Origin of the sequence: Alkalidesulfovibrio alkalitolerans DSM 16529 (assembly GCF_000422245.1) — a bacterium.
GTDB lineage: Bacteria > Desulfobacterota > Desulfovibrionia > Desulfovibrionales > Desulfovibrionaceae > Alkalidesulfovibrio > Alkalidesulfovibrio alkalitolerans.
Map to the genome: position 1 here is coordinate 226,870 of NZ_ATHI01000005.1, position 20,975 is coordinate 247,844.

Here is a 20,975-nt window from a genome sequence, read left to right on the forward strand (position 1 = left end):
TGCAACCTGTGGATATCTTGATATTATCACGCAAGAAACAATGCGTGCGCAAACCACGGCCGGCACGGGCCAAAGCGAGACAGACGGGCATGACCAGAGGGGAAGGCTGCGGGGATGCGATCCTGACCGACATCCTGCGTACCGTGGACGAACTGAACGGCCTGAAGGATGTAGACGCGATCCTCGAGGCGATCCTTCTGGAAGCGCGCAAACTGACCGGCGCCGACGCGGGCACGATCTTCGTCGTGCGCGACGGCCGTCTCGCCTTCGGCTACGTCAACAACGACACCCTCTTTCCGGAGGGCCGCGACGGCAGCGTGAGCCCCGAAGTCTACCAGAGCTACACGCTTCCCCTGGACGGCACTTCCTTGGTCGGCCACGTGGCGCTCACCGGACAGCCGCTGCTCATCGACGATGCCTACGCCCTCTCGCCCGATCTCCCCTACCGCTTCAACAAGAGCTTCGACGAGCAGACCGGCTACCGGACGCGCTCGCTCCTGACCCTGCCCATCAAATCGATCGACGGCCACCTCATGGGCGTGATGCAACTCATCAACGCGCGCGGCCCGGACGGGCTGCCCGCCCCCTTTGCACCCAGCCTGGCGGCCTATCTGCCCATCTTCGCCCAGCACGCGGCCGCGGCCATCGAACGCGGACGCATGACCCGCGAACTCGTGCTGCGCATGGTGCGCATGGCCGAACTGCGCGACCCCTCCGAAACCGGGGCGCACGTTCAGCGCGTGGGAGCCTATGCTGCCGAAATATACCACAGTTGGGCGCTGAAGCGAAAAGTGCCCCTGAAGACCATCAAGCGCCAGAAGGACCTCCTGCGCATCGCCGCCATGCTGCACGACGTGGGCAAGGTCGGCGTTTCGGACGCAATTCTCAAAAAGCCCGAGCGCCTCACGGGCGACGAATTCGCGACCATGCAGTGGCATACGGTGTATGGCGCGCGGCTTTTCGACACCTCGCTGGGCGACCTGGACGAATTGTGCCGCGACATCGCGCTTCGCCACCACGAACGGTGGGCGGGCGGAGGCTATCCTGGACAGATCGACGATCGTGGGGAGGACCCTCCCGACGGTGTACGGCTCGGCGAGGCGCTGACCGGCGAGGCGATCCCGCTCGCAGCACGCATCACTGCCCTGGCCGACGTCTACGACGCCCTCTCCTCGCGCCGGACCTACAAGAACCCCTGGCCCGAGGATCGCGTGCTCGATCTCATCCGCCGTGAATCGGGCCGCCACTTCGATCCAGAGGTGGTGGAAGCCTTCTTCGCCATCCAGGACATCATCCGCGCCATCCGGGCGCGCTATCCCGACCCCATGGACTGAATCGAGCCCTTGGGGCGCTGACCGGTCAAGCTACAGGAAGAATCCGATCACGTAACTTCCGGCCGTGTAGACGATGACGCCAGCCAGTCCCCACTTGATGACCTTGGCGGGCACGAACTTCTGGCAACGCGCGCCGAGGTACATGCCGACCATGCCGCCCACGCCGAACAAGAGTCCGAGCATCCAGTCCGGGGCCACGGACTGGGCCGGATAAAACGGCGCGATGATTTGATAAAAGGCCACGCCGAAGACCGAGGTGACGAAGGTGCCCATGAGCGCCGCACCGGCCACGGTGTAGATCGGCAGGCCGAAGACCGAGACGAAGAACGGCGCGATGATAGCCCCGCCGCCGATGCCGTAGACACCGCCGACGATCCCGACCACGAGGCTCAGGGCGAATATGCCCGGCGCCGAGACGTCAAAACGCTCACCATAGAATTCGTAGGAAACGCGGGAGAGGTTCCAGCCGAGCACGCGCACGGCCGGCAAAGGCTCGCGGCTTTGCGCCGCCTTCTTGCGGTGCGCGGTCACGAGCGCCTGGAAACGCTTCTCGGCCTCGGCCTTGCTGCCGGGCTTGGGATTAAGAAGGTCCCGGACCATGCGCACGCCGATGTACAGGAGCACGCACCCGGCGAAGAGCTTGAAGTGGCTCGGGTTCGGCAGCCACTGCACGCGGATGATCGCTCCGGCGAAGACGCCGGGCAGGGTGCCCAGCACCACCACCCAGGTCAGCGGCCAGACCATGCGGCCCTCGCGTATGTAGCGGTAGACCCCCGAGGGGATGGCCACGATGTTGAACAACTGGTTGGTGGCGCTGACCGAGGGATTGGTGTAGCCCAGGACCGACACCTGGAACGGCAGGAGCAGGAACGCCCCGGACACGCCGCCCATGGAGGTGAAGAAAGAGATGCCGAAAGCCACCAGGGGCGGCAGCCACGGCGAGACCTCGATACCCGCGACGGCAAAGTGCATGGCGTCCTCCGTTCGACATTGCCCGGCTGCGGGCCGGACCCCGCCCGCAGCGGTCCGACAGACAGCATGGCGGCGGGAAGGTGAGGCGCTGGAGTCCGGACTGCCGCTCTGACGCGCAGCGCGGACCCGTTGCCAAAAGTCACGAAAACACCTATTTTCGTGACAACGAAGATGTACGGCATTGGCCGTGAAAAGTCACGTGAAATTTTTCCCGTATCCGACGCACAGAGGCACCGATGACCAGTACCGGCACGAAACCGGCGGACGAGGACGGCGAGAACGGCGCGCGCAGCCTGGACACAGTGGGGCTTGCGGCCTTCGAGGCAGCCTTCAGGACTTGGGCAGGCCAGGCCGCGCCAGGCCGGGCGTCTTTGTCGCGACGACGGATGCTGGCCGTGTTCCTGCTGCTGCGGGCCACGGGCGCGCGGCTGGGCGAAGTGCTTGCGCTTAACGAGCGTAGTGACGTGGACTGTGTGGCTGGGGTCGTGCGCCTTGGGCGGCGGCAGATTCCCCTGCCACCCGAAGTCTGCGCCGAACTGAGCGGAATTGCGGCCCTGCCGGGAGCGAGCGAACTGGCCGGACGACTCTTGCAGCTCGATCAGGGTCAGGTGCGGCGCACATTTGCCGCGCGCGCCGCCGAGGCCGGGCTGCCCCGTTCCCTGGCGAGCCCCACGGTGCTTCGCCGCTCCAGGGCCGTAGAGATGCTCGGCGGCGGCGTGCCGCTGTCCGTGGTACAAAAGACCCTGGGACAGTCGAGCCCGAGCCTGACCGCCGCCTGGCACGACTATCCGGAAGACGACGCCAAGCGGCACGTGGAACGTTTCCTGGCCAAGGAGCGCCGCCGATCGAGCGCGCGCAACGCCTTCTACGGCCGCATCACGCGCATCGAACCTGGTGATGTGCAGGCCCTGGTCACGGTCGAGGCACTGGGCGGCCAGATCATCAGCGCCGTCATCACCATGGGCAGCCTCAGCGCGCTTGGACTTCGCGAAGGGAGCATGGTCACGGCCGAGGTCAAGGCTCCCTGGGTGCTCGTCGCGCCCGGCACGCCCGGCGAGGCAGATGTGACAGATGCGGCCACCTCGGCCGACAATTGCTTTCTGGGCGTGGTCCGCGACCTGACGCGCGGCGCGGTAACCACCGAGGTCGTGGTCGAACTGCCGGACGGGACCGCCATATGCGCGGTCGTGACCACACGAAGCGCGGACAGTCTGGGCCTGAAGACAGGTGCGTCGGCCACGGTCTGGTGCAGCGCCTTTTCCGTGATCCTCAACGCGGAGTGATATTGCCCGGAGCAGAAATCAGGCATTATTTTCGTGCGCCTGGTTGCCAGTACGGCCCGTCTTCGGCGGCCTCGGCGGCGAAGCCGAGGGAGTGCAAAGCCATTTACATTGCGCTCCCAGCAGCAAAAAACGGGGGACGGCTTGGCGGCCATCCCCCATTACTTTCCGAAATACGGCGGAATTCCGTCAGTACGGACGGCACGTCTGCCTGATGTCCACTCCCTTGACGATGAAAATCACACTCTCGGCGATGTTCGTGGCCAGATCGCCCACGCGTTCGAGGCAGCGGGCCTTGATGATCTTGTGCACGGCGCGCTCCACGGAGCGGCTCTCCTGGATCATGAAATCCAGGTAATGCTTGAGGATCTTCATGTTCAACGTGTCCGCGCCGGAATCCATCTCACAGACCCGGAGCGCCAGTTCTGTGTCGTTGGTGTTGTAGGCTTGGATGGCCATGTGCAGCATCTCGCGCACCTTGGCGGCCAGTTCCTCCATGAGGGGGTTATGCGGCAACACGGGGCGCTGACTGAGAAGCACAGCCCGCTCGGCGATGTTCACGGCCTGATCCCCGACGCGCTCGAGGTTCGCGGCCGTGTTGGCGCTGCCTAGGACGAAGCGCAGGTCGCGCGCCACTGGCTGCTCGCGGGCGAGGATGGAAAGGGTGATTTCGTCCACAATGCAGTGCAGGCGGTTGATCTCCACGTCACCTTCGATGACTTGCTCGGCGAGGTCGGAATCCCGCTCGGCGGCCGCTTTGAGGCCCAGATCGAGCGCCTTCTCGGCCAGAGAGGCCATTTCCAGGACATGCAGCCTGAGGCTGTCGAGTTCCTTTTCCAGATGCGTGCGTTCCATATCGCGATACTCCCAATCAGCCGAAGCGGCCGGTGATGTAGTCTTCTGTCTGCTTGTTTTTCGGCCGGGTGAACAGTGTCTCGGTCTTGTCCGTCTCGATCAGCCTGCCCATGTAGAAAAAGGCCGTCATGTCCGAGACGCGGGCCGCCTGCTGCATGGAGTGGGTGACGATGATGATCGTGTATTTCTTCTTCAGTTCGAAGATGAGTTCCTCGATCTTCTGGGTGGCGATGGGATCGAGCGCGGAGCACGGCTCGTCCATGAGCAGGATCTCCGGCTCCACGGCCATGGCCCGGGCGATGCACAGCCGTTGTTGCTGCCCGCCTGAAAGGCCCAGGGCCGAATCGTGGATGCGGTCCTTGACCTCGTCCCACAGCGCCGCGTTGCGCAGGCTCGATTCCACGCGCTCGACGATGAAGTTCTTGTCCTTCACGCCATTCACGCGCAGTCCGTAGGCCACGTTCTCGAAAACCGATTTTGGAAACGGATTGGGCTTTTGAAAGACCATGCCCACCCGCCGCCGCAGTTCGACCACGTCCACCTTGGGGTCGTAGACCTCCACGCCGTCCATGGTCAGCGAGCCCTCGACCCGGGTGCCGGGGATGAGGTCGTTCATGCGGTTCAGGCAACGAATGAACGTGCTCTTGCCGCAGCCCGAGGGGCCAATGAGCGAAGTCACGTTGTTGTCCTGGAACTTCAAGGTGATGTCGTCCAGGGCCATGAAGGAGCCGTAGTAGAAGTTCAGGTTCCTGGCTTCCATCTTGGTGCTTTGAGCCATGCGATCTCCTGTGGCGTCTCTTGCCGCTCGTCGCCCGCAAGGGCGCGCGGCGCAATCATCAATGGGTCATACCCCGTCGATTGTTACAATCTCGTTGCGCCTGGATAGCGGGATGCCGAAATAGAAGAGTGAACCGCGGTCCTCGCCCGGGACGGGACTGTTCACCCATATCCTGCCGCCGTGCCTCTCCACGATGTGCTTGGAGATGGCGAGCCCGAGCCCCGACGACCCCGGCGACTTGGCGTGGTGTCGCTCCACCCTGAAAAAACGCTCGAAAATGCGCTTCTGATCTTCCTTGGGCACGCCGGGGCCCTTGTCGGCGATGCCGAAAACCGCCAAGTCGCCGTCCATGTGGAACGTGGCCGTGACGTCCTCTCCGGAAGGACTGAAGCGGACGGCGTTCTCGATCAGGTTGCGGAAAACCTGGGTCAGCCGGTCGTAGTCAGCGACCACGAGCACCCCTTCGCGGGGCAGCAAGCTTGTGAGACGCACGGAGCGCGCTTCAGCCAGGGCGGCGCATTCGCGCTGCGCCCCGGCGAGCGCCGACGCCGCGTCGACTTCGGCGAAATTCATGGCCTGCTGCCCGGCCTCCAGGCGCGAGAGAGAGAGCAGATCACCCACGATCTTGCCCATGTGGTTGGCGTTCTTGAGGATGATCTCCAGAAATCGGGCCGTGGTCGGCGGGTCGGCCTTCCCACCCTGGTGCAAAAGCGTCTCGGCGTAGCCCTTGATGGACGTCAGCGGCGTGCGCAGTTCGTGGCTGACGTTGGCCACGAAGTCGCGCCGGACCCGTTCAAGCTGCGTCAGACGGCTGATGTCGTGAAAAACCACCACCGCGCCAAGTCCGTGTCCGCGCTCGGTCGGCGAGACCACGCTCACGTCGTAGACGTGATCGCGGTCCGGCTCGATCTGCAGCACGGTGGTACCGCCCTCGCCGTGCAGCGCCTTGTCGCAGGCACGTTGCAGGCCCGAATCCATGATCGCCTCGATGGGCTTCTTTCCCATCTGGCGACCAATCCCGGGAAAGATGTCGCCGAGCGCCCTGTTGACCGAAACGATGCGCCCCTCCTCGTCCAGGACCATGACCCCTTCGCGCATGCTGTCCAGCACGGCTTCGAGCTGGCTCTTCTGCGTGCCGATGGTGGCCAGTTGCGCCTGGGCGTTGGCGGCCATGCGGTTGATGGCCTCGACCAGGGCGTCGAACTCGCGACCCGGCGTGACCCGGATGCGCCGCTCCCACTCGCCCCGGCCTATGGCTTCGGCCACAGAGGCCATGGATTCGATGGAGCGGGTCAGGTGGCGCGTCAGGTACAGGCACAGCGGCGTGGCCACCAGAAAGCTGCCCAGCACGGCGAGCACGATGTTGCCCCACATGCGGTTCGAGCGGTCCGCCGGAGCGGTCACGGACTCGGCAAGCAAAAGCACGCCCGGCCCAACTTCCAGGCGTACGGCCTTTGCGGCCCGCACCGTCTCGCGCCCGCCCCTCCCGTCCTGGCGATCGCTTTCGGCCGCCCCCCCCGCAAGAGCGGCTCCGACTAGGTCGGCGCGCCCTCTCGCCTCGTCGGCCGGAATAAAGACCATGTCCACGCCGATACGTTCGCGCACGCTCGAAAGCGCGGCCTCCAGGGATTCGCGGTCTCCCGCGCCCGCCGCCCCTTCGAGCAGGGCCGAGGCGAGCAGCACCCGGCGTGCCGCTTCCTCGCGCGCGTCGTGCTCGATGCCACGGTCGAGGATGAGGCGAGTGGAAAGAACGGGAAGCAGCAAGGCGGCCAGGACGACGACCAGAAAAAGCGCGGCCAGACGCGACTGGAAGGAGGCGGCGGAACGCACGGCTACTCTTTGAAGCGGTAGCCCACGCCCCTCACCGTTTCGACCAGCCCGGCGTGAGCGCCGAGCTTCTGGCGCAGCCTGCGCACGTGGGTGTCCACGGTGCGCGCATAGCCGTCGAATTCATAACCCCAGACCGAATTCAGCAACTGGTCGCGGGTCTGGACCCGGCCCTGGCTGCGGATGAGTTCGGCGAGCAGTTTGAATTCCGTAGCCGTGAGTTGGATCTCTTCGTCGTCCACCTCCACGCGGTGGGCGTCCATGTCCACGGCCAGCCCGTCGCGCTTCCACATCTGGCGCGACGGCTTCTCGGGCTTGCCCCGGCGCAGGATGGCCTTGACTCGCAAGATGATCTCGCGCGGGGAAAAAGGCTTGACCACGTAGTCGTCCGCGCCGAGTTCGAGACCGACGATGCGGTCTACTTCCTCGCCGCGCGCGGTGAGCATGATGATGGGCGTCTTGGCTGTTTCGGGGAGCTTTTTCAGTTCCTTGCAGACCTCGAAGCCGTCCATTCCGGGCAGCATCAGGTCGAGCAGAACCAGCTCGGGATGGTGACGGCGCGCCTTGGCCAGGGCCTGCGCTCCATCCATGGCCGTTACCACTTCGTATCCGGACGATTCAAGGTTGAACTGGAGGAGATGGAGAATGTCCTCGTCGTCCTCGACCACCAGGATCGTATCTTTTGGCATTGCCTGCTCCATGAACGGTGTCAATGCACCAGCGCCATGACGGTTTCACGAAGGGATCATGACAAACATGTTACAGCGCGGGAAGGCAAAGGGCAACGCGGCCGGATGAGCGGCCAGATCGGGTGACGATTCCGCGACAGGGCACGGGAGGAACGTCTCAGCCCCCTGCAAGGACAGGGGCGGGTCGCGCCAGAAGATCGCGCGCCAGACGAAGCCCCTGCTCGCCGCCCCCAGCCATGCGGGCCAATTCGGCCTCCACCTCGGCGGCCGCCAAGGCACGGCAGCGGGTGGTGGTCTGCCCCTCGATGATCTCCTTGCTGACCTGGAAATGACGCCTGGCGCGCGCCGCGAGCTGCGGCCAGTGGCTTATGACCAGCACCTGGCGGGAGGCGGCCAGGCGCTCCAGGCGCTCGGCCACCTTGTGCAGGGTCATGCCGCCCACGCCCGCGTCCACCTCGTCGAAGATCAGGCACGGCGAGTCGGAATCCGCGGACAGCCCGGCCAGGGCCAGGAGAAAGCGCGACAGCTCGCCGCCCGAGGCGATGCGCTCCAGCGATTGCGGCGGCTGGCCGGGGTTGGGCGCCCACAGGATGCGGCCGCGAAGCTCGCTCACGCCCGGATGGACCTCCTGGGGCGAGAACTCGGCCAGCACGCGCACCTGCTCGGCGAAGCCAAGCTCGCGCAGGGACTCCTCGAGCCGGGCGCACAATTCGCTCGCGCCTCTCTGCCGCGCCTCGTCCAGCCGCGCGAGGACCTGGGAAAGCTCGGCCGCGAGACGGGCCTCCTCACGGGAGAGCCGCGCCTCGTCCAGGCCGCAGGCGTCCAGAAAGGAAAGGTTCTCCTCGATCTCGCGCGAGAGCGCCACGATGTCGTCGAGTTCGCGCTTGAGCCTGCGCTTGAGCTGGGCAAGCTCCCACAACCGCTTCTCCACGGTCTCGACCTCGGCTTCGTCCGCCTGGGCCGGGCCCACCCGAAGTCGCGCCGCCAGATCGCGCAGCCGGTGCCGGAAATCCTCCACCGCCTCGGCATCCTCGGCGAAGCCTTCGTCCGCCTGGGCCAGCCTCTTCAACTCGCGGGCCAGCATGTCGGCCCCTTCGAGCAGCCCTTCGCCCTGGCCGTGCAGCAGGGCGAGCGCCCGGCCGCAGGCCTCGCCAGCCTCGGCCGCGCCCTTGAGCGCCTCGCGCCGGGCCATGAGTTCGTCCTCCTCGCCCGCCTTGGGTGCGACCTTGGCGATCTCCCGGGCCTGGAATTCCAAAAATTCACGCTTGTCCGCCAACCTGAGCGCCTTTTCGCGGCAGCGTGCCAGTTCGCGGGCCGTCTCGCGCAGCGAGCCGAGCAGTTCGGCGCGCCGGGCGAACAGCTCCGAGGCCGTGGTAAAGGCGTCGAGCAGCTCGGCTTGGTGCGCGGCGGACAAAAGCCGCGCCTGGGCATGCTGCGAGGTCAGCAGGAACAGCCGGGGCCGAAGTTCTGCCATACGCTCCAGACTCGCCAGAGAGTCGTCGCAGAACAGGCGGCTTCGGCCCGTCTCGGCCGAGAGTTCGCGCCGCACGGCCATCTCTCTGCCGTCGTGCTCGAAAATGGCCTCGACCACGGCGCGCTCGGCGCCGGGACGCACGCTCGCGGCCTCCATGCGGCCGCCCGTGAGGAAGTCCAGGGCCTTGAGGATGAAGGATTTGCCCGCGCCGGTCTCGCCCGTGAGGGCATTGAGCCCTGGCGCGAATTCAAGCTCGGCGTCGGCGATGAGCGCCAGATTCTGGATGCGAAGGTAGCACAGCATGGCCCTATGCCATAATCTCTTCGCGCCCGCGCCTCAAGCGGTCCGGTCGCAGCGATCCGGCAGGGCGTCGCGCCGTGGGGAGCGGGAAAATCCGCGAGCCGAGCCGCCTGGCCTCATGGATCGCGCGCCTCGGCCTGGGCCAGGAGTTCGCGCACCAGGGGCAGCAGATTTTGTGCGATGACCTCCGCGCCGCGCGCGTTGGGGTGGATACCGTCGGCTAGGTTCAGGGACGGGTCCGCGGCCACGCCTTCGAGCAGGAAGGGCAGGAAGAGGACGTTGCGTCGCTCGGCCAGCCGCCGGTAGACCGCCTCGAAGGAATCGGCGTAGCCCGCACCCAGGTTGCGCGGAGCCTTCATGCCCGCCAGCAGGACGGGAATCTGTTCGCTCGCCAAACGGCTCAGGATGGCGTCGAGATTGGACTCGAGAAGGCGCGTGGACAAACCGCGCAGGCCGTCGTTGGCCCCGAGCGCCACGATCATGGCGTCTGGCTGTTCGCGAAGCGCCCAGCCCAGACGGGAGAGGCCGCCCGCGCTCGTGTCGCCGGACACGCCCGCGTTGATGACGCGCACGTCGTAGCCCTCCTCGCGCAAGAGCCGCTCCAGCACGTCGGGATACGCCTGCCCGGGCCGAAGCCCGAAGCCCGCGGTGAGGCTGTCGCCCAGACACGTCAGCACGAAATGCCTGCCATGCGCCTCGCGGGGATCGCCGCCTGTTGCAAAAAGGACCGACATTGCTACAACTAGAACTTTGAGAAAACGTTTCACGTCACCTTCCGCACCAGGAGCCGCTTTGGACACGTCACGCGACCCGATCATTGAACTTCGCGAAGTATCCCTGACCCTACAGGGCAGCGCCGGACCCGTCAACATTCTGCGCGGCGTGGACCTGGCCGTGGGCAGAGGCGAATCCGTCGGCATCATGGGGGCTTCGGGCGCGGGCAAGACCTCTCTGCTGATGGTCCTCTCGGGCCTGGAGCGGGCCACTTCCGGCTCGGTGCGCGTGGCCGGGCGCGACGTGGGGGCCATGGACGAGGACGCCCTGGCCCGTTTCCGGGGAGCCACGCTTGGCATCGTCTTTCAGGGCTTCCACCTCGTCCCGGCCATGACCGCCCTGGAGAACGTGGCCCTGCCCCTGGAACTTGCCGGGGTGCGCGAGGCTTTCGCCAAGGCCAGGGAGAGCCTTCTGGCCGTGGGGCTATCGCACCGCCTGGACCACTTCCCAGCCCAACTCTCCGGCGGCGAGCAGCAGCGAGTGGCCCTGGCCCGCGCCTTCGCCTCGGCCCCGGACCTTATTTTGGCCGATGAACCCACGGGCAACCTGGACATGGCCACCGGCGCGAAGGTCATGGACCTGCTCTTCAACCTCTGCGCCGAACGAGGGGCCACGCTCGTCCTGGTAACGCACGACCGTTCCCTTGCGGGGCGCTGCGGCCGCCGCATGACCATGCGCGACGGCCTTCTCGCCGAGAACGGCGAGGCCTTCGCATGACCCCGATGGCTCTTCGCATCGCCCGGCGCGAACTGCGCCAGGGACTGACGCGCTTCTCCGTCTTCCTTGCCTGCCTCGCCCTTGGCGTGGCCTGCATCGCGCTCGTGGGCTCGCTGGCCGCCTCGGTGCAGGAGGGCGTGCGGCGCGACGCCAAAGCCATCATGGGCGGCGACGTGGAGGTCAGCCAATCTTTCGCCCCGCCCCCCGGGGAGGTCCTGGCTGCCCTTCGCGCGGCGGGCGACGTCTCCGAAATCGCCTCCATGCGGGTCATGGCCGCTACAACGGATGGCGAGGAACGCCTTTTGAGCGAACTCAAGGCCGTGGACGAGGCCTATCCGCTGTATGGCGAGATCACGCTTTCGCCCGCCATGCCGCTCGCGGACGCCCTGGCCATGCAAAACGGCCTTTACGGCGCCGTCGCCGAGGAAGGCCTGCTCGCCCGCCTGGGACTTTCCGTGGGCGACGAAGTGGAGGTCGGCGAGGCCGTCTTCGAGATCAGGGCGGTCATCGCGCGCGAGCCGGACCGGGCCGTGTCCGTGTTCACCCTTGGACCCCGCTTGATGATCACGGCCGAGGCCCTGGACGCGACCGGCCTCGTGCTGCCCGGTTCGCTCATCACCCGCGAATACCGGGTGCGCCTTTTCCCGCCCCGCGACGCCCGCGCCTTCGCCCGCGAACTGGAGACCCGCTTTCCCGACGCGCCCTTCCGGGTGAGGGACTACACCTCGGCCGGGCCGCGCGTACAGCGGGCCATCGACAACCTGCACCTCTACCTGACGTTCGTCGGCCTTGCGGCCATCCTCGTGGGCGGCTTGGGCATGGGCAACGCCGTGTCCGCCTTCCTCGCGGACAAGCGCCGTTCCATCGCGATCATGAAGTGTGTGGGCGCGACGCCTGGGCTCATCCTTTCGGCCTATCTCCTGCAAGTCATGACCCTGGCCCTGGTGGGCACGCTCGCGGGCATCGCCCTGGGCGCGGGTCTGCCCTTCACGCTTTCCGGAGTCCTGGAGCGGCTTCTGCCCGTGCCCCTGGCCACTGGCATCTACGCCTCGCCGCTCCTCAAAGCCTCGGGTTTCGGCCTGTTCACGGCTCTGGCCTTCAGCCTGCGCCCGCTGCTCCTTGCAGGCAGCATCCGCGCGGCCGGGCTCTTCAGGGGCTACTTGGAGCCCGAGCGGCTGACCAGACGGCACAGGCTCGTCGCCGCGCTGGGCGGCCTCGCGCTCGCGGGCTACGCCGTGGCCGTGACCGAAGACACAAAGCTGGCGCTGTTTTTCGCTGCCTCGGCCCTGGCCGCCTTCGGGGTCTTCGCCGTCACGGCCCTTTGCGTGCGCCGCCTGGCCGCGCGCATCCGGCCTCGAAACGCCCCGCGCCTGCGCCTCGCGGCCACTGCCCTGCACCGGCCGGGAAACGCCACGGAATCGGTGATCTTCGCCCTGGGCCTGGGTCTGACCGTGCTCGTGGCCGTGAACCTCATGAGCGGCAACTTCGGCGAGCGCATCGCCTCGACCATCCCGGAGCAGGCGCCGAGCTATTTCTTCATCGACATCCAGCCCGACCAGGCGCACGAATTCGACACCCTGGCCGCCTCCCTTCCAGGCGTCGTCAAGGTCACGCGCCAACCCATGCTTAGGGCACGCATCGTGCGCCTCAAGGGCCAGCCAGTGGACCCTGAAACTATCCCCAGGGAATTCCGCTGGACCGTGAGCAACGACCGGGGCGTGACCTACATGGCCCGCCAGCCCGAGCACAATCCCCTCACGGCCGGGGCGTGGTGGCCGGAGAACTACGCGGGCGAGCCCCTGGTCTCCATGACCCAGGATATCGGCCAAGCCCTGGGCCTGAGCGTGGGCGACACCCTGACCGTGAACCTGCTCGGGCAGGAAATCACGGCTCGCATCGCCAACTTCCGGCGCGTGGAGTGGGCCAGCCTGGCCATGAATTTCGCCCTCATCTATCCGCCCGGCGTGCTCGAAGAAGCTCCGCAGAGCCACATCGCCACGGTCTACATGAACGGCGACGACGCTACAGAGGCGAGGGTACTGAACGTCCTGGGCCGCGAATTTCCCAACGTCTCGGGCATCCGCGTGAAGGAGGTCCTGGCCCGCGTCGGCGACCTGATGCAGGGCATCGGGCTGGCCGGAAACCTTGTGGCCGCCGTGGCCGTGGTGACGGGCCTCTTGGTGCTCGCGGCCAGCCTGCGCGCCTCGGCCGACCGTCGCATCTACGAGGCCGTGGTGCTGAAGGTCGTGGGCGCGACGAGGGCGGACATCCTGACCGCCTTGGCCCTGGAATACGCCCTGCTCGGCCTTGCGGCCGGGCTGACGGCCGCGGTCCTGGGCACGGCGCTGGGCTTTGCCGTGGTCACCGAGGTCCTGAATCTGGAATGGACCTTCCTGCCGAGAAGCGTCGCCTTGACTGTCTTTTTCAGCGTGACCCTGACCCTTTTCCTGGGGCTTTTGGGTGTGCGCAGGATTCTGGGGCAAAAGCCCGCCGCCTATCTGCGCAACGAGTGAATGACGTTCACGACATGTTGCATTGTGCGCCCGAAAGCGGGTAACGGAAGAACATGCGCATCAAGACCAAACTTTTCATCGTGCTCCTGGGAGTGACCCTCGTGCCCATGGCCGCGATGCGCTATACCGGCCAGGAAGCCATGACCGAGCTCGGACACGACCTCTCCCGCACGATCTCGCTCACGCTCCTCGACAACGCCGAGAATGAATTGCGCCGCCTCGTGGAGGACCACGCACGCGTCCTCAAGCGCGAGCGCCAGCTCGTGGAAACGATCCTGCGTGTGCGCGTCGCCGAAATCGAGGAACTCCTGGGCTCACCCGACAAGGTGCTGACGCCGCTCATCTGTCCCCTGCCCAGGGAAGGCGCTCCCGACGCCTGGTCCATGGCCCCCCCCGATTCGCTACAGGCCGCACAGGCCGAGGAACTTTTTTGCGAGGCCTGGCCCGACGAATGCGCCGAATTAACGCCGGACTTCAGCGCCCCAGGCGTTTTCCCAGGACGGTCCGTGCTGCCCGGCGGGGAATCGGCATCCCTGCCCCTGAACCGCCTGCCACCGCTCTTCACATCGCTGGCCGCGGCATACCCCGGCCTGTTCCTGTGGCAACTCATAACTCCGGTTGACGGACCGACGCTGGCCTACCCCTTCGCGACCCTGCCCGGCGAGCAGCCACGCTTCGGCCCCTTCATCCTCTCGGCCGAGGCCTGCGCCCAAGGAGTTCCCGTCTGGAGCCTGCCCGCGCCCGACCCCGTCACCGGCCGCCTGGTCTTTTTCGTCTCCCTGGCCTATCGCGACCCGACCACAGGCAAACCCGCGGGCGTCGCCTCGCTGGTCCTCCCCGTTCACGCCGTGCTGCACGAAAACCAGCACGTGCGCTCCCTCTCGGACGACGTGGTCTCGATGCTCGTACAACCCGACGACGATCCCTTCAGCGTTCGCGTCGTCGCTCGCGAGCGCACCAACCAACAAGAAGTGGCAGGCGTCGGCGAGCAACCCGGCCATGGTCCAGGCATGCGTATGGGAATGCGCCGTCCGCAGTGGACCACGGCCGCCGCGCCTGAGCGGCTGAGGCCCGAGGACAGCGACGAATTCCTCTATTTCTCGCGCGCCCTGGCAAGCGGTTCGTCGAGCGTCCTGACCATGCGCCACGAAGGCCGGGAAAGCTTCTGGGCCTTCTCGCCCATCAACCGGGAACGCAACATCTCGCTTTTGCTGATCGTGCCCAAAACCGACCTCACCCGGCAGGCAGACACCGCACGCGACGACGTGGAGCGACGCATCGAACGTCAGGTCCGGCTAACCGGCATAGGCCTGACCGTGCTCTTTGCTCTGGTGGTGCTCACGTCCTACGTCCTCTCGCGTTCTTTCACCCGCAACATCGCCATCCTGAGCATGGCGGCGCGCCGTCTGGCCGCCGGAGACTTCAGTGTCCGGGCCGCTATCAGGGGCCGCGACGAGATTGCCGAACTCGGCCGGACCATCGACCAGACCATCCCGGCACTTGAAGAACGCCTGAAATTGAAGAAGGCCGTGGATCTTGCCCAGGAAATCCAACATAATCTCCTGCCTGGCGCACCGCCCAAGCTGCCCGGCCTGGACCTTGCGGGCACGGCCATCTACTGCGACGAGACAGGCGGAGATTTCTACGACTTCGTGCGCTTCCCCGAGGCCCTGCCGGTGATCGGCGTGGCAGTGGGCGACGTCTCCGGCCACGGCGTGCCCGCAGCGCTGCTCATGGCCTCGGCCCGCGCGGCGCTTCGCGCGCACCTCACCTATCCCGGCAAAGCCGGGGAGGCGGTCTCTGCCGTGAATCGTCTGGTGGCGCGCGACACGGCAGCCACCGGCCATTTCCTGACGCTTTTCTACCTCGAACTGGACACGGAATCGGGCGTGGCGACCTGGATCAGGGCAGGTCATGACCCCGCCCTGCTCTACGATCCGGCCAACGGCCGGTTCGAGGAACTCAACGGAGGCGGCCCAGCCATCGGGCTCGACGCAGAGGCGTCCTACACCCCTGGAACGCGCCGACTCGAATCGGGACAAGTGTTATGTATCGGCACGGATGGGATATGGGAGACCAGAGGACCCGGCGGAGAGATGTACGGGAAGGAGCGGCTGCGTGCGGTTCTCGCGCGAAACGGCCACGCCTCCGCCGAGGAGGTCGTCGCGGCCGTGCTCGACGACCTCGCGGCCTTCAGGGGGGACCAGCCCCAGGAGGACGACGTGACCCTGGCCGTGCTCGTCAGGACTGCCGGGCGGTCGTAGCCTGCGCGAACAGGATCACGCCGCGAGGAAAGTGCATCCCCAAGAACAGGAGGCGGCTCATCGTCGCGCGCGCGATCGCCTGATTTTCCCGACCGCAAACAGGAACGTGCAAAACGACAGCAGCCAAGACGCCACGTCTGCGGTCCGCTCGAACCACTGAACGGCCTTCTGCCGGTAGAACGGGGGGGCATACGGCCCCGCGCCGACTTCGGGACCGAGCAGGTTGCCCTGTTCGTCGTAGCGCTCTCCAAGCCCGGCGTGCCCCGCCTCTCCATAGACGCGCCGGACATATCCGATTTCTCCTGGCGCATCGTCGATCCCGAAGGGAAGCGTCAAACCCAGGGAGGGATCGCTGATCATGGACCCGCCGTCGTCCAGTTCGATCTGTAGCACGACGTGACCATCAAGGCCGACAACCCGCGTCTGCACCCCATATCGCCTGTGAAGAAGATCCGCCAGCCCCAAAGCGTTTTGCGAGCAGATTCCAAAGCCTCGTCCCAGAGCGCGCTGGTATTTGAAGGACTCGAAATTCGTGAAAATTCTCGTTTCCTGCCGCTGCAGTTTCAAGGCCGCGAGAAGCGGATCAAGACCGCTCGCCAGAAAAAGTATCCAGTTGTCGCGGAAATCGATCCGTGAAAGACCGTCTGGCCAATCGTACCTGATGGCCGAATGGTAGATTTGCGTAGCCTGAATTGCGAATTCCTGTGCGGAGAGAAGAGGCTGCAAGGCATCGAGCCTTCGCAGGGCGTCGCGATAAGGAATCGGAGGAGGCGAGAATTCGGCCCTGAGATCGAATGGGACGACCCGATGATAGGCGTTGGTCGAAAACAGGACGAAGGACAGGACGGCCACTCCCCACCAGACAAAAAAACCTCGTTTTTCGCTCGACGCCATGCCGATCGTCACCTTTCGCCCGTTGCGACTCCGTTCCGCGAGGTGGTCGCGCCATCCTGGGGAACGGCGGATTAGGAATGGAAAAACCGCCGTGGTCAGGCGCGCAGGACCACGCCCACTAAACGTGGAAGGCCACCACCGCCGCCGTGACCATCAAGGCTGCGCCCCACTCGGCATAGCGCAGCCTGCGCACCGTGTTGGCCGAGTACCAGGGCCGCGCCAGCCGGTTAACGCCCAGGAAAACGTGGAATGCTCCGAGCCACCAGGAGGCCGTCAGCCACAAGTAGACGCCCACGAGCACGAGCACCCCGCCCAGGGCGGCCATCATACGCGCACGGCGCACGGTGCTTCCTTCGCGCCCTGGCACTATTCGTCTTCCTTGGCCAGCCACACGCCAAATGCCTTAAGTTCCTCGGGCCAGCGCGTCGCGGAGAGCCGGACGCCCAGGAACTCCCGATAAATGGCGTCGAAAAAGGCGAGGCACTTCTCGTGGAGGTACATCTTCTCCAGAAACGCGCCGTCGGGGTCCTCGTCCTCGCCCGCCTTCTCGGTTTTGGGCGGCTTGAGCGAGCCGAGCGCAAAGTCCTCGGCCTTGATCTGCACGGTCCAACTCTCGCCGTCCTGGTCAAATTTGAGCAGCGCCTTGTTGACCTTCTTGCCGCGCCTAATTCCAGCCTTGGCCTCGGAAAGACGCGCGTGAGCGCCCGTGACCACGGCGGTCTCCCTGGAGTCGCCCTCTCCGCCCTGCACGGCCACGCGCTGCTCCATGAAGCAGGTGAAATGCGCGCCGTCCGCGGTCTTGAACAGCCCGCCGCGGGCCTCGCTGGCGTACCACAGCCAGGTCAGGAACTCCTGCCCGAGAAGCGCGCTTTCGCGCTCGGTCAACGAAAAGTCGGTCATTGCATCCTCCTCGATCCGGCCACCTCGGCGGCCGCCTCACCCTATACGCTTTCCGGCCTCTACCCGTAAAGCCGAGATCGTCCTTTTCACGGACGAGGTCCGTCAGGCCCTGACACCAAAGCACTCCGAGGTTGCCCGCGCGTCCCCGACGCGCTAGAAAATCTCGAAAAGGAGAAATGACCCGCCATGACCGCCCAGAGGCTTCACTACGCAGCCACGGCCGCCCTGCTCTTCGTGGCCGTGCTCTTGGGCTTCGCCACCTGCTACAAATCCATGCTCCACGCATCCCGGGCCGAACGCACGCAATCCATGGCCATGGAGCAGCAACAGCGGGTGCTCATGCTCGCCGCTCTCGTACAGCGCGCAGACGATCCCTCCCGTTCCCAGACGCTCGTGGAAACGCGCCGCCTGCTGGAGGCCCAGGACGCCCTCACGTCGGGACATCCCGACAGTCTTTCGCTGCCTGACCTGGACCGGGCCCGAAAACTCCTCGCGGAAAACCCCTTCGCGCTCGACGAGCGTACCCGGCGCTTCGCCGACGCCGTCCGCGCGATCGCCGCCTCGGACGACGCCTGGGGCCGCCCCTCGCCGCGCATAGATGCGTTGGTGGACAAGGCCGTGGACGAACTGGCCGAAGGCTTCGGCCGTTTGGCCCTTGTGGCCGTGGACGCCAACAAGGAGGAGCAGCGTCGGCTGTTGCAACTGCAATACGCCTTCTTTCTCGCTGTGGCCGCCATCCTGCTCTATCAATTCTTCGTGATCGTGCGTCCCCTCTCACTGCAGGCCGAGAAGACCCTCGCCGCCCTGAATCAGGCCCGCGAGCGGCTCGACGCCTGCGTGGGACACGACGATCTGACCGGCCTGTTCAACAGACTGCGCCTGGAGGAGGCGCTCAGCCGTGAGATAGTTTACGTGCAGAGCTACGGCACAAAGCTTTCGGCCGTCTGCCTGGATGTGGACCATTTCAAGGAGGTCAACTCCGCCTTGGGGCAGCTTGGCGGCAACGAGGTGCTGAAGAGTTTGGCGGAGCTTCTTCAGGGCAAGCTTACCAAGGCGGACGCCCTGTACCGCTTCAGCGGCGAGAAATTCGTGATCCTCGCCCCTCACGTTGGCCTCAAGCAGGCGGCCGTGCTGGCCGAAAAGCTCCGACGCCTCGTAGCCGGACACGTCTTCCCCCACAAGACGCGTCTGACCATCAGTCTCGGCGTGGCCGAATGCCGCGCCGACGAAGACATGGAGGCTTTTCTCGCCCGCCTCAACGCCGCCGTGCGCACGGCCAGGGAAAAAGGCATGAACCGTGTGGCCGCAGGCTGAGTTTCACTCCAGATAGAGCATGCGGCGGGTCATGCCCCCGTCCAGGACGACCGTTTCACCGGTCATAAATCCCGCCTTGCCCGAGCATAGGAACAGCGCCAGCTCCGCCACGTCCTCGGGCCTGCCCACGCGGCCTGCGGGATGCTGCGCGTGGTCCTCGGGCCGTAGCGTTTCCGGGACGCGGCCGCCCGGCTTCCCTAGGCGGCTGACGTCGACCCAGCCCGGCGCGATGCAATTGACGCGCACCTCGGGTCCAAGACTCACGGCCAGCGAGTGCGTGAGCGCCGTGAGGCCTCCCTTGGAGGCGGCGTAAGCCTCGGTGTCGGGCTCGGACTGAAAAGCCCTGGTTGAAGCGATGGTCACGACCGCCCCGCTCGCGGCGCGCAAGGGCTCGACAAGAGCGCGCACGCACAGCCACGCGCCGGTCAGATTCACGCCGATGACCCGATTCCATTGCGTGAGGCTCGTCTCGCCGATGGGCGAACGCTGCATGATACCCGCATTGCAGACGAGCGCGGCCACGTTACCGAAAGCGTCGAGCGTCTTACACGCGGCGCGCGAAATCTCTTCCTCGCTCGATACGTCGCAGCGCACGGGCAAGACGCGGCCGACAACCGAAAGCTCCTCCCCGGCCCAGGCAAGAGCCGTCTCGTCGGCGTCCCACAGGGCAACAAAGGCTCCAGCCTGGCAGAACGCCCGGGTCACGGCGTGCCCGATTCCCTGCGCTCCACCTGTGACTACCACCCCCTTGCCCGACCATTCGCCTCCCGTCCCGCTCATTTCACCCTCCTTCGAAAGGCTGCTGCCGCGCAGCCCGTTCGCCTTTTTACCCCTGGAATCGAGCCAGGCAAAGCCCTGCGTCATGCGCGCCTTTCGGAAAGCGCCCGGACCACGCGATATTCCTCCTTGCGATTTTTGGCGCGTGCGCATATAGACCGAATTATTTTTGATGATTTTCTTCCGCACGTCGCGGATTTTCGCAACCCCGCCGACGCGGCGGCCAGCGCCAAAGCCACGGCCTTTCCTGTGAGGAGATGAACGAATGCGGCTGTCCAAGACGATTGTGATGTGGTGCCTCGCCATTGCGGTCTGCGTGGTTCTTCCCGTCCGGGCCGAGGCCATGCGCGCCGGAGGCTTCACCGAGAACTTCAGGCTCTCCGACAGCCTCGTGCCCGTCGCCCTGGAAATTTCCGGGGGATACCTCACGGGCGAGTCGCGGGAGTACGTTTACGAGGGCAGCCACAAGCTCAGTCAACTCGAATGGCAGCTTCGCGATATCTACATGGTCGGAGCGAACGTCTCGGTCGGCGCGACCGACTGGCTTGTCGTCAACGTCGGCGGCTGGATGGCGGTCAACGATCACGCGGGCAGGATGACCGATTACGACTGGACGCAGGAAAACGAGCTGATGTGGACCGACCGTTCGATCCACACCGCCAAGCTCGAACGCGGCTTCATGCTCGACACCAACGTCCAGACCCCCCTGCACCTGAACGACCATTTCAGCGTCGTGCCCATGGTCGGTTTCAAGTTCGACAACTGGAAATGGACCGCCCGCGACGGCAGCGGCATCTATTCCGTCAACGGCTGGCACGACACGCCTGTGACCTTCAACGGCAAGGTCATCGACTACGAGCAGTGGTACTATGTGCCCTACATCGGCCTGAGCGCCTCGGCGAATTACGAGGGTTTCACCCTGGACGCCTACGCCAGGGGCACGATCTACGCCTGGGCCGAGGATCGCGACAACCATATCCTGCGCAGCACAATCTTCAAGGGCAAATTTACCCACATGCGCTATTACGGCCTGGGGGTCAAAGCCGGGTACGCCTTCACGGACAGATTCTCCCTGGCCCTCGCCTACGATTACCAGAAATTCCTGACCACGAAGGGCGACGTGCGCATCAACGACCGCACCGCCGGCGACCGGTCGTACGAACACAAGGGCGGCGGAGTCGACCACCACTCCAACATGTTCTCCGTCTCCCTGAGCTACCTGTTCTGATCCCCGCGCGAGCGGACGTTTCCCTGGAACCCGCGGACAGCGCCGGTGCGACATCGGCGCTCAGGCTGTTGAAAAAGTCCCATCT

Annotated in this window: 18 protein-coding genes; 7 read left to right on the plus strand and 11 right to left on the minus strand. The window is 65.7% G+C overall.

The genetic code is table 11. From position 1 onward, the window contains the following. Nucleotides 1-89: 89 nt before the first annotated feature. Nucleotides 90-1,334: an HD domain-containing phosphohydrolase gene (locus DSAT_RS04050; RefSeq protein WP_020886318.1), complete on the plus strand. Its 1,245-nt coding sequence runs from the start codon at nt 90-92 to the stop codon at nt 1,332-1,334. Between the two features lie 30 nt (nt 1,335-1,364). Here DSAT_RS04050 and DSAT_RS04055 read toward each other — a convergent pair whose 3' ends face one another. Beyond that, nucleotides 1,365-2,306 carry a sulfite exporter TauE/SafE family protein gene (locus DSAT_RS04055; RefSeq protein WP_020886319.1) on the minus strand — a complete coding sequence of 314 codons (942 nt, stop codon included), beginning with the start codon at nt 2,304-2,306 and terminating at the stop codon, nt 1,365-1,367. 236 nt (nt 2,307-2,542) lie between these two features. On the opposite strand from DSAT_RS04055, the gene DSAT_RS04060 reads away from it, so the two are divergent. Continuing rightward, nucleotides 2,543-3,589: a TOBE domain-containing protein gene (locus DSAT_RS04060; RefSeq protein ID WP_020886320.1), complete on the plus strand. Its 1,047-nt coding sequence runs from the start codon at nt 2,543-2,545 to the stop codon at nt 3,587-3,589. 186 nt (nt 3,590-3,775) lie between these two features. Here the strand turns inward: DSAT_RS04060 and phoU are convergent, their stop codons facing one another. The 6 genes from phoU to DSAT_RS04090 form a co-directional block, all read right to left on the minus strand. Continuing rightward, entirely contained in the window at nt 3,776-4,441 is a 666-nt protein-coding gene (phoU, locus tag DSAT_RS04065) for a phosphate signaling complex protein PhoU (RefSeq protein ID WP_020886321.1), read from the minus strand. 16 nt (nt 4,442-4,457) lie between these two features. Next, nucleotides 4,458-5,219, minus strand: a complete 762-nt coding sequence (pstB, locus tag DSAT_RS04070; RefSeq protein WP_020886322.1) for a phosphate ABC transporter ATP-binding protein PstB — start codon at nt 5,217-5,219, stop codon at nt 4,458-4,460. A gap of 66 nt (nt 5,220-5,285) precedes the next feature. After that, on the minus strand, nt 5,286-7,049 hold the full coding sequence (locus tag DSAT_RS04075; RefSeq protein ID WP_020886323.1) for a sensor histidine kinase: 1,764 nt from the start codon (nt 7,047-7,049) through the stop codon (nt 5,286-5,288). 2 nt (nt 7,050-7,051) lie between these two features. After that, complete coding sequence (locus DSAT_RS04080; protein ID WP_020886324.1) at nt 7,052-7,735, minus strand: response regulator; 684 nt, start codon at nt 7,733-7,735, stop codon at nt 7,052-7,054. A gap of 157 nt (nt 7,736-7,892) precedes the next feature. After that, nucleotides 7,893-9,512 (minus strand): DNA repair protein RecN, encoded by a 1,620-nt coding sequence (locus tag DSAT_RS04085; protein ID WP_020886325.1) that lies wholly within the window; start codon nt 9,510-9,512, stop codon nt 7,893-7,895. A 113-nt stretch (nt 9,513-9,625) separates the two neighbouring features. After that, nucleotides 9,626-10,186: an arylesterase gene (locus DSAT_RS04090; RefSeq protein ID WP_235695916.1), complete on the minus strand. Its 561-nt coding sequence runs from the start codon at nt 10,184-10,186 to the stop codon at nt 9,626-9,628. A 115-nt stretch (nt 10,187-10,301) separates the two neighbouring features. On the opposite strand from DSAT_RS04090, the gene DSAT_RS04095 reads away from it, so the two are divergent. The 3 genes from DSAT_RS04095 to DSAT_RS04105 are packed head-to-tail and all read left to right on the plus strand — an operon-like array spanning nt 10,302 to nt 15,777. Beyond that, nucleotides 10,302-11,000, plus strand: coding sequence for an ABC transporter ATP-binding protein (locus DSAT_RS04095; RefSeq protein WP_020886327.1), 699 nt, complete (start codon nt 10,302-10,304; stop codon nt 10,998-11,000). Then, entirely contained in the window at nt 10,997-13,513 is a 2,517-nt protein-coding gene (locus tag DSAT_RS04100) for an ABC transporter permease (RefSeq protein ID WP_020886328.1), read from the plus strand. The genes DSAT_RS04095 and DSAT_RS04100 overlap by 4 nt, the downstream gene beginning before the upstream one ends. Nucleotides 13,514-13,566: 53 nt before the next feature. Continuing rightward, the gene (locus DSAT_RS04105; protein ID WP_020886329.1) at nt 13,567-15,777 is read left to right on the plus strand and encodes a PP2C family protein-serine/threonine phosphatase; all 2,211 of its coding nucleotides are present in this window, start codon (nt 13,567-13,569) and stop codon (nt 15,775-15,777) included. 57 nt (nt 15,778-15,834) lie between these two features. Here the strand turns inward: DSAT_RS04105 and DSAT_RS04110 are convergent, their stop codons facing one another. The 3 genes from DSAT_RS04110 to DSAT_RS04120 all read right to left on the minus strand — a co-directional run bounded on the left by DSAT_RS04110 (nt 15,835) and on the right by DSAT_RS04120 (nt 17,571). Then, a complete protein-coding gene (locus DSAT_RS04110) occupies nt 15,835-16,671 on the minus strand; it encodes a hypothetical protein (RefSeq protein ID WP_020886330.1) in 837 nt (278 codons plus the stop codon). Between the two features lie 118 nt (nt 16,672-16,789). Continuing rightward, nucleotides 16,790-17,014, minus strand: coding sequence for a hypothetical protein (locus DSAT_RS04115; protein WP_020886331.1), 225 nt, complete (start codon nt 17,012-17,014; stop codon nt 16,790-16,792). A gap of 23 nt (nt 17,015-17,037) precedes the next feature. Then, nucleotides 17,038-17,571 (minus strand): hypothetical protein, encoded by a 534-nt coding sequence (locus DSAT_RS04120; RefSeq protein WP_020886332.1) that lies wholly within the window; start codon nt 17,569-17,571, stop codon nt 17,038-17,040. 186 nt (nt 17,572-17,757) lie between these two features. Here DSAT_RS04120 and DSAT_RS14785 point away from each other — a divergent pair, with 186 nt between their 5' ends. After that, nucleotides 17,758-18,885 (plus strand): GGDEF domain-containing protein, encoded by a 1,128-nt coding sequence (locus tag DSAT_RS14785; protein ID WP_020886333.1) that lies wholly within the window; start codon nt 17,758-17,760, stop codon nt 18,883-18,885. Nucleotides 18,886-18,888: 3 nt separating this feature from the next. On the opposite strand, the gene DSAT_RS04130 is transcribed toward DSAT_RS14785, so the two are convergent. Beyond that, the gene (locus DSAT_RS04130; protein WP_020886334.1) at nt 18,889-19,665 is read right to left on the minus strand and encodes an SDR family oxidoreductase; all 777 of its coding nucleotides are present in this window, start codon (nt 19,663-19,665) and stop codon (nt 18,889-18,891) included. Between the two features lie 262 nt (nt 19,666-19,927). On the opposite strand from DSAT_RS04130, the gene DSAT_RS04135 reads away from it, so the two are divergent. After that, the gene (locus tag DSAT_RS04135) at nt 19,928-20,890 is read left to right on the plus strand and encodes an omptin family outer membrane protease (RefSeq protein WP_020886335.1); all 963 of its coding nucleotides are present in this window, start codon (nt 19,928-19,930) and stop codon (nt 20,888-20,890) included. The last annotated feature ends 85 nt before the right edge of the window (nt 20,891-20,975 follow it).

What these genes read in the sequence shown, in the direction of transcription:
- DSAT_RS04110 (WP_020886330.1), bottom strand. Translation starts at nt 16,671, where the DNA reads ATGGCGTCGAGCGAAAAACGAGGTTTTTTTGTCTGGTGGGGAGTGGCC.
- DSAT_RS04080 (WP_020886324.1), bottom strand. Translation starts at nt 7,735, where the DNA reads ATGCCAAAAGATACGATCCTGGTGGTCGAGGACGACGAGGACATTCTC.
- DSAT_RS04135 (WP_020886335.1), top strand. Translation starts at nt 19,928, where the DNA reads ATGCGGCTGTCCAAGACGATTGTGATGTGGTGCCTCGCCATTGCGGTC.
- DSAT_RS04105 (WP_020886329.1), top strand. Translation starts at nt 13,567, where the DNA reads ATGCGCATCAAGACCAAACTTTTCATCGTGCTCCTGGGAGTGACCCTC.
- pstB (WP_020886322.1), bottom strand. Translation starts at nt 5,219, where the DNA reads ATGGCTCAAAGCACCAAGATGGAAGCCAGGAACCTGAACTTCTACTAC.
- DSAT_RS04085 (WP_020886325.1), bottom strand. Translation starts at nt 9,512, where the DNA reads ATGCTGTGCTACCTTCGCATCCAGAATCTGGCGCTCATCGCCGACGCC.
- DSAT_RS14785 (WP_020886333.1), top strand. Translation starts at nt 17,758, where the DNA reads ATGACCGCCCAGAGGCTTCACTACGCAGCCACGGCCGCCCTGCTCTTC.
- phoU (WP_020886321.1), bottom strand. Translation starts at nt 4,441, where the DNA reads ATGGAACGCACGCATCTGGAAAAGGAACTCGACAGCCTCAGGCTGCAT.
- DSAT_RS04120 (WP_020886332.1), bottom strand. Translation starts at nt 17,571, where the DNA reads ATGACCGACTTTTCGTTGACCGAGCGCGAAAGCGCGCTTCTCGGGCAG.
- DSAT_RS04055 (WP_020886319.1), bottom strand. Translation starts at nt 2,306, where the DNA reads ATGCACTTTGCCGTCGCGGGTATCGAGGTCTCGCCGTGGCTGCCGCCC.
- DSAT_RS04050 (WP_020886318.1), top strand. Translation starts at nt 90, where the DNA reads ATGACCAGAGGGGAAGGCTGCGGGGATGCGATCCTGACCGACATCCTG.
- DSAT_RS04060 (WP_020886320.1), top strand. Translation starts at nt 2,543, where the DNA reads ATGACCAGTACCGGCACGAAACCGGCGGACGAGGACGGCGAGAACGGC.
- DSAT_RS04100 (WP_020886328.1), top strand. Translation starts at nt 10,997, where the DNA reads ATGACCCCGATGGCTCTTCGCATCGCCCGGCGCGAACTGCGCCAGGGA.
- DSAT_RS04130 (WP_020886334.1), bottom strand. Translation starts at nt 19,665, where the DNA reads ATGAGCGGGACGGGAGGCGAATGGTCGGGCAAGGGGGTGGTAGTCACA.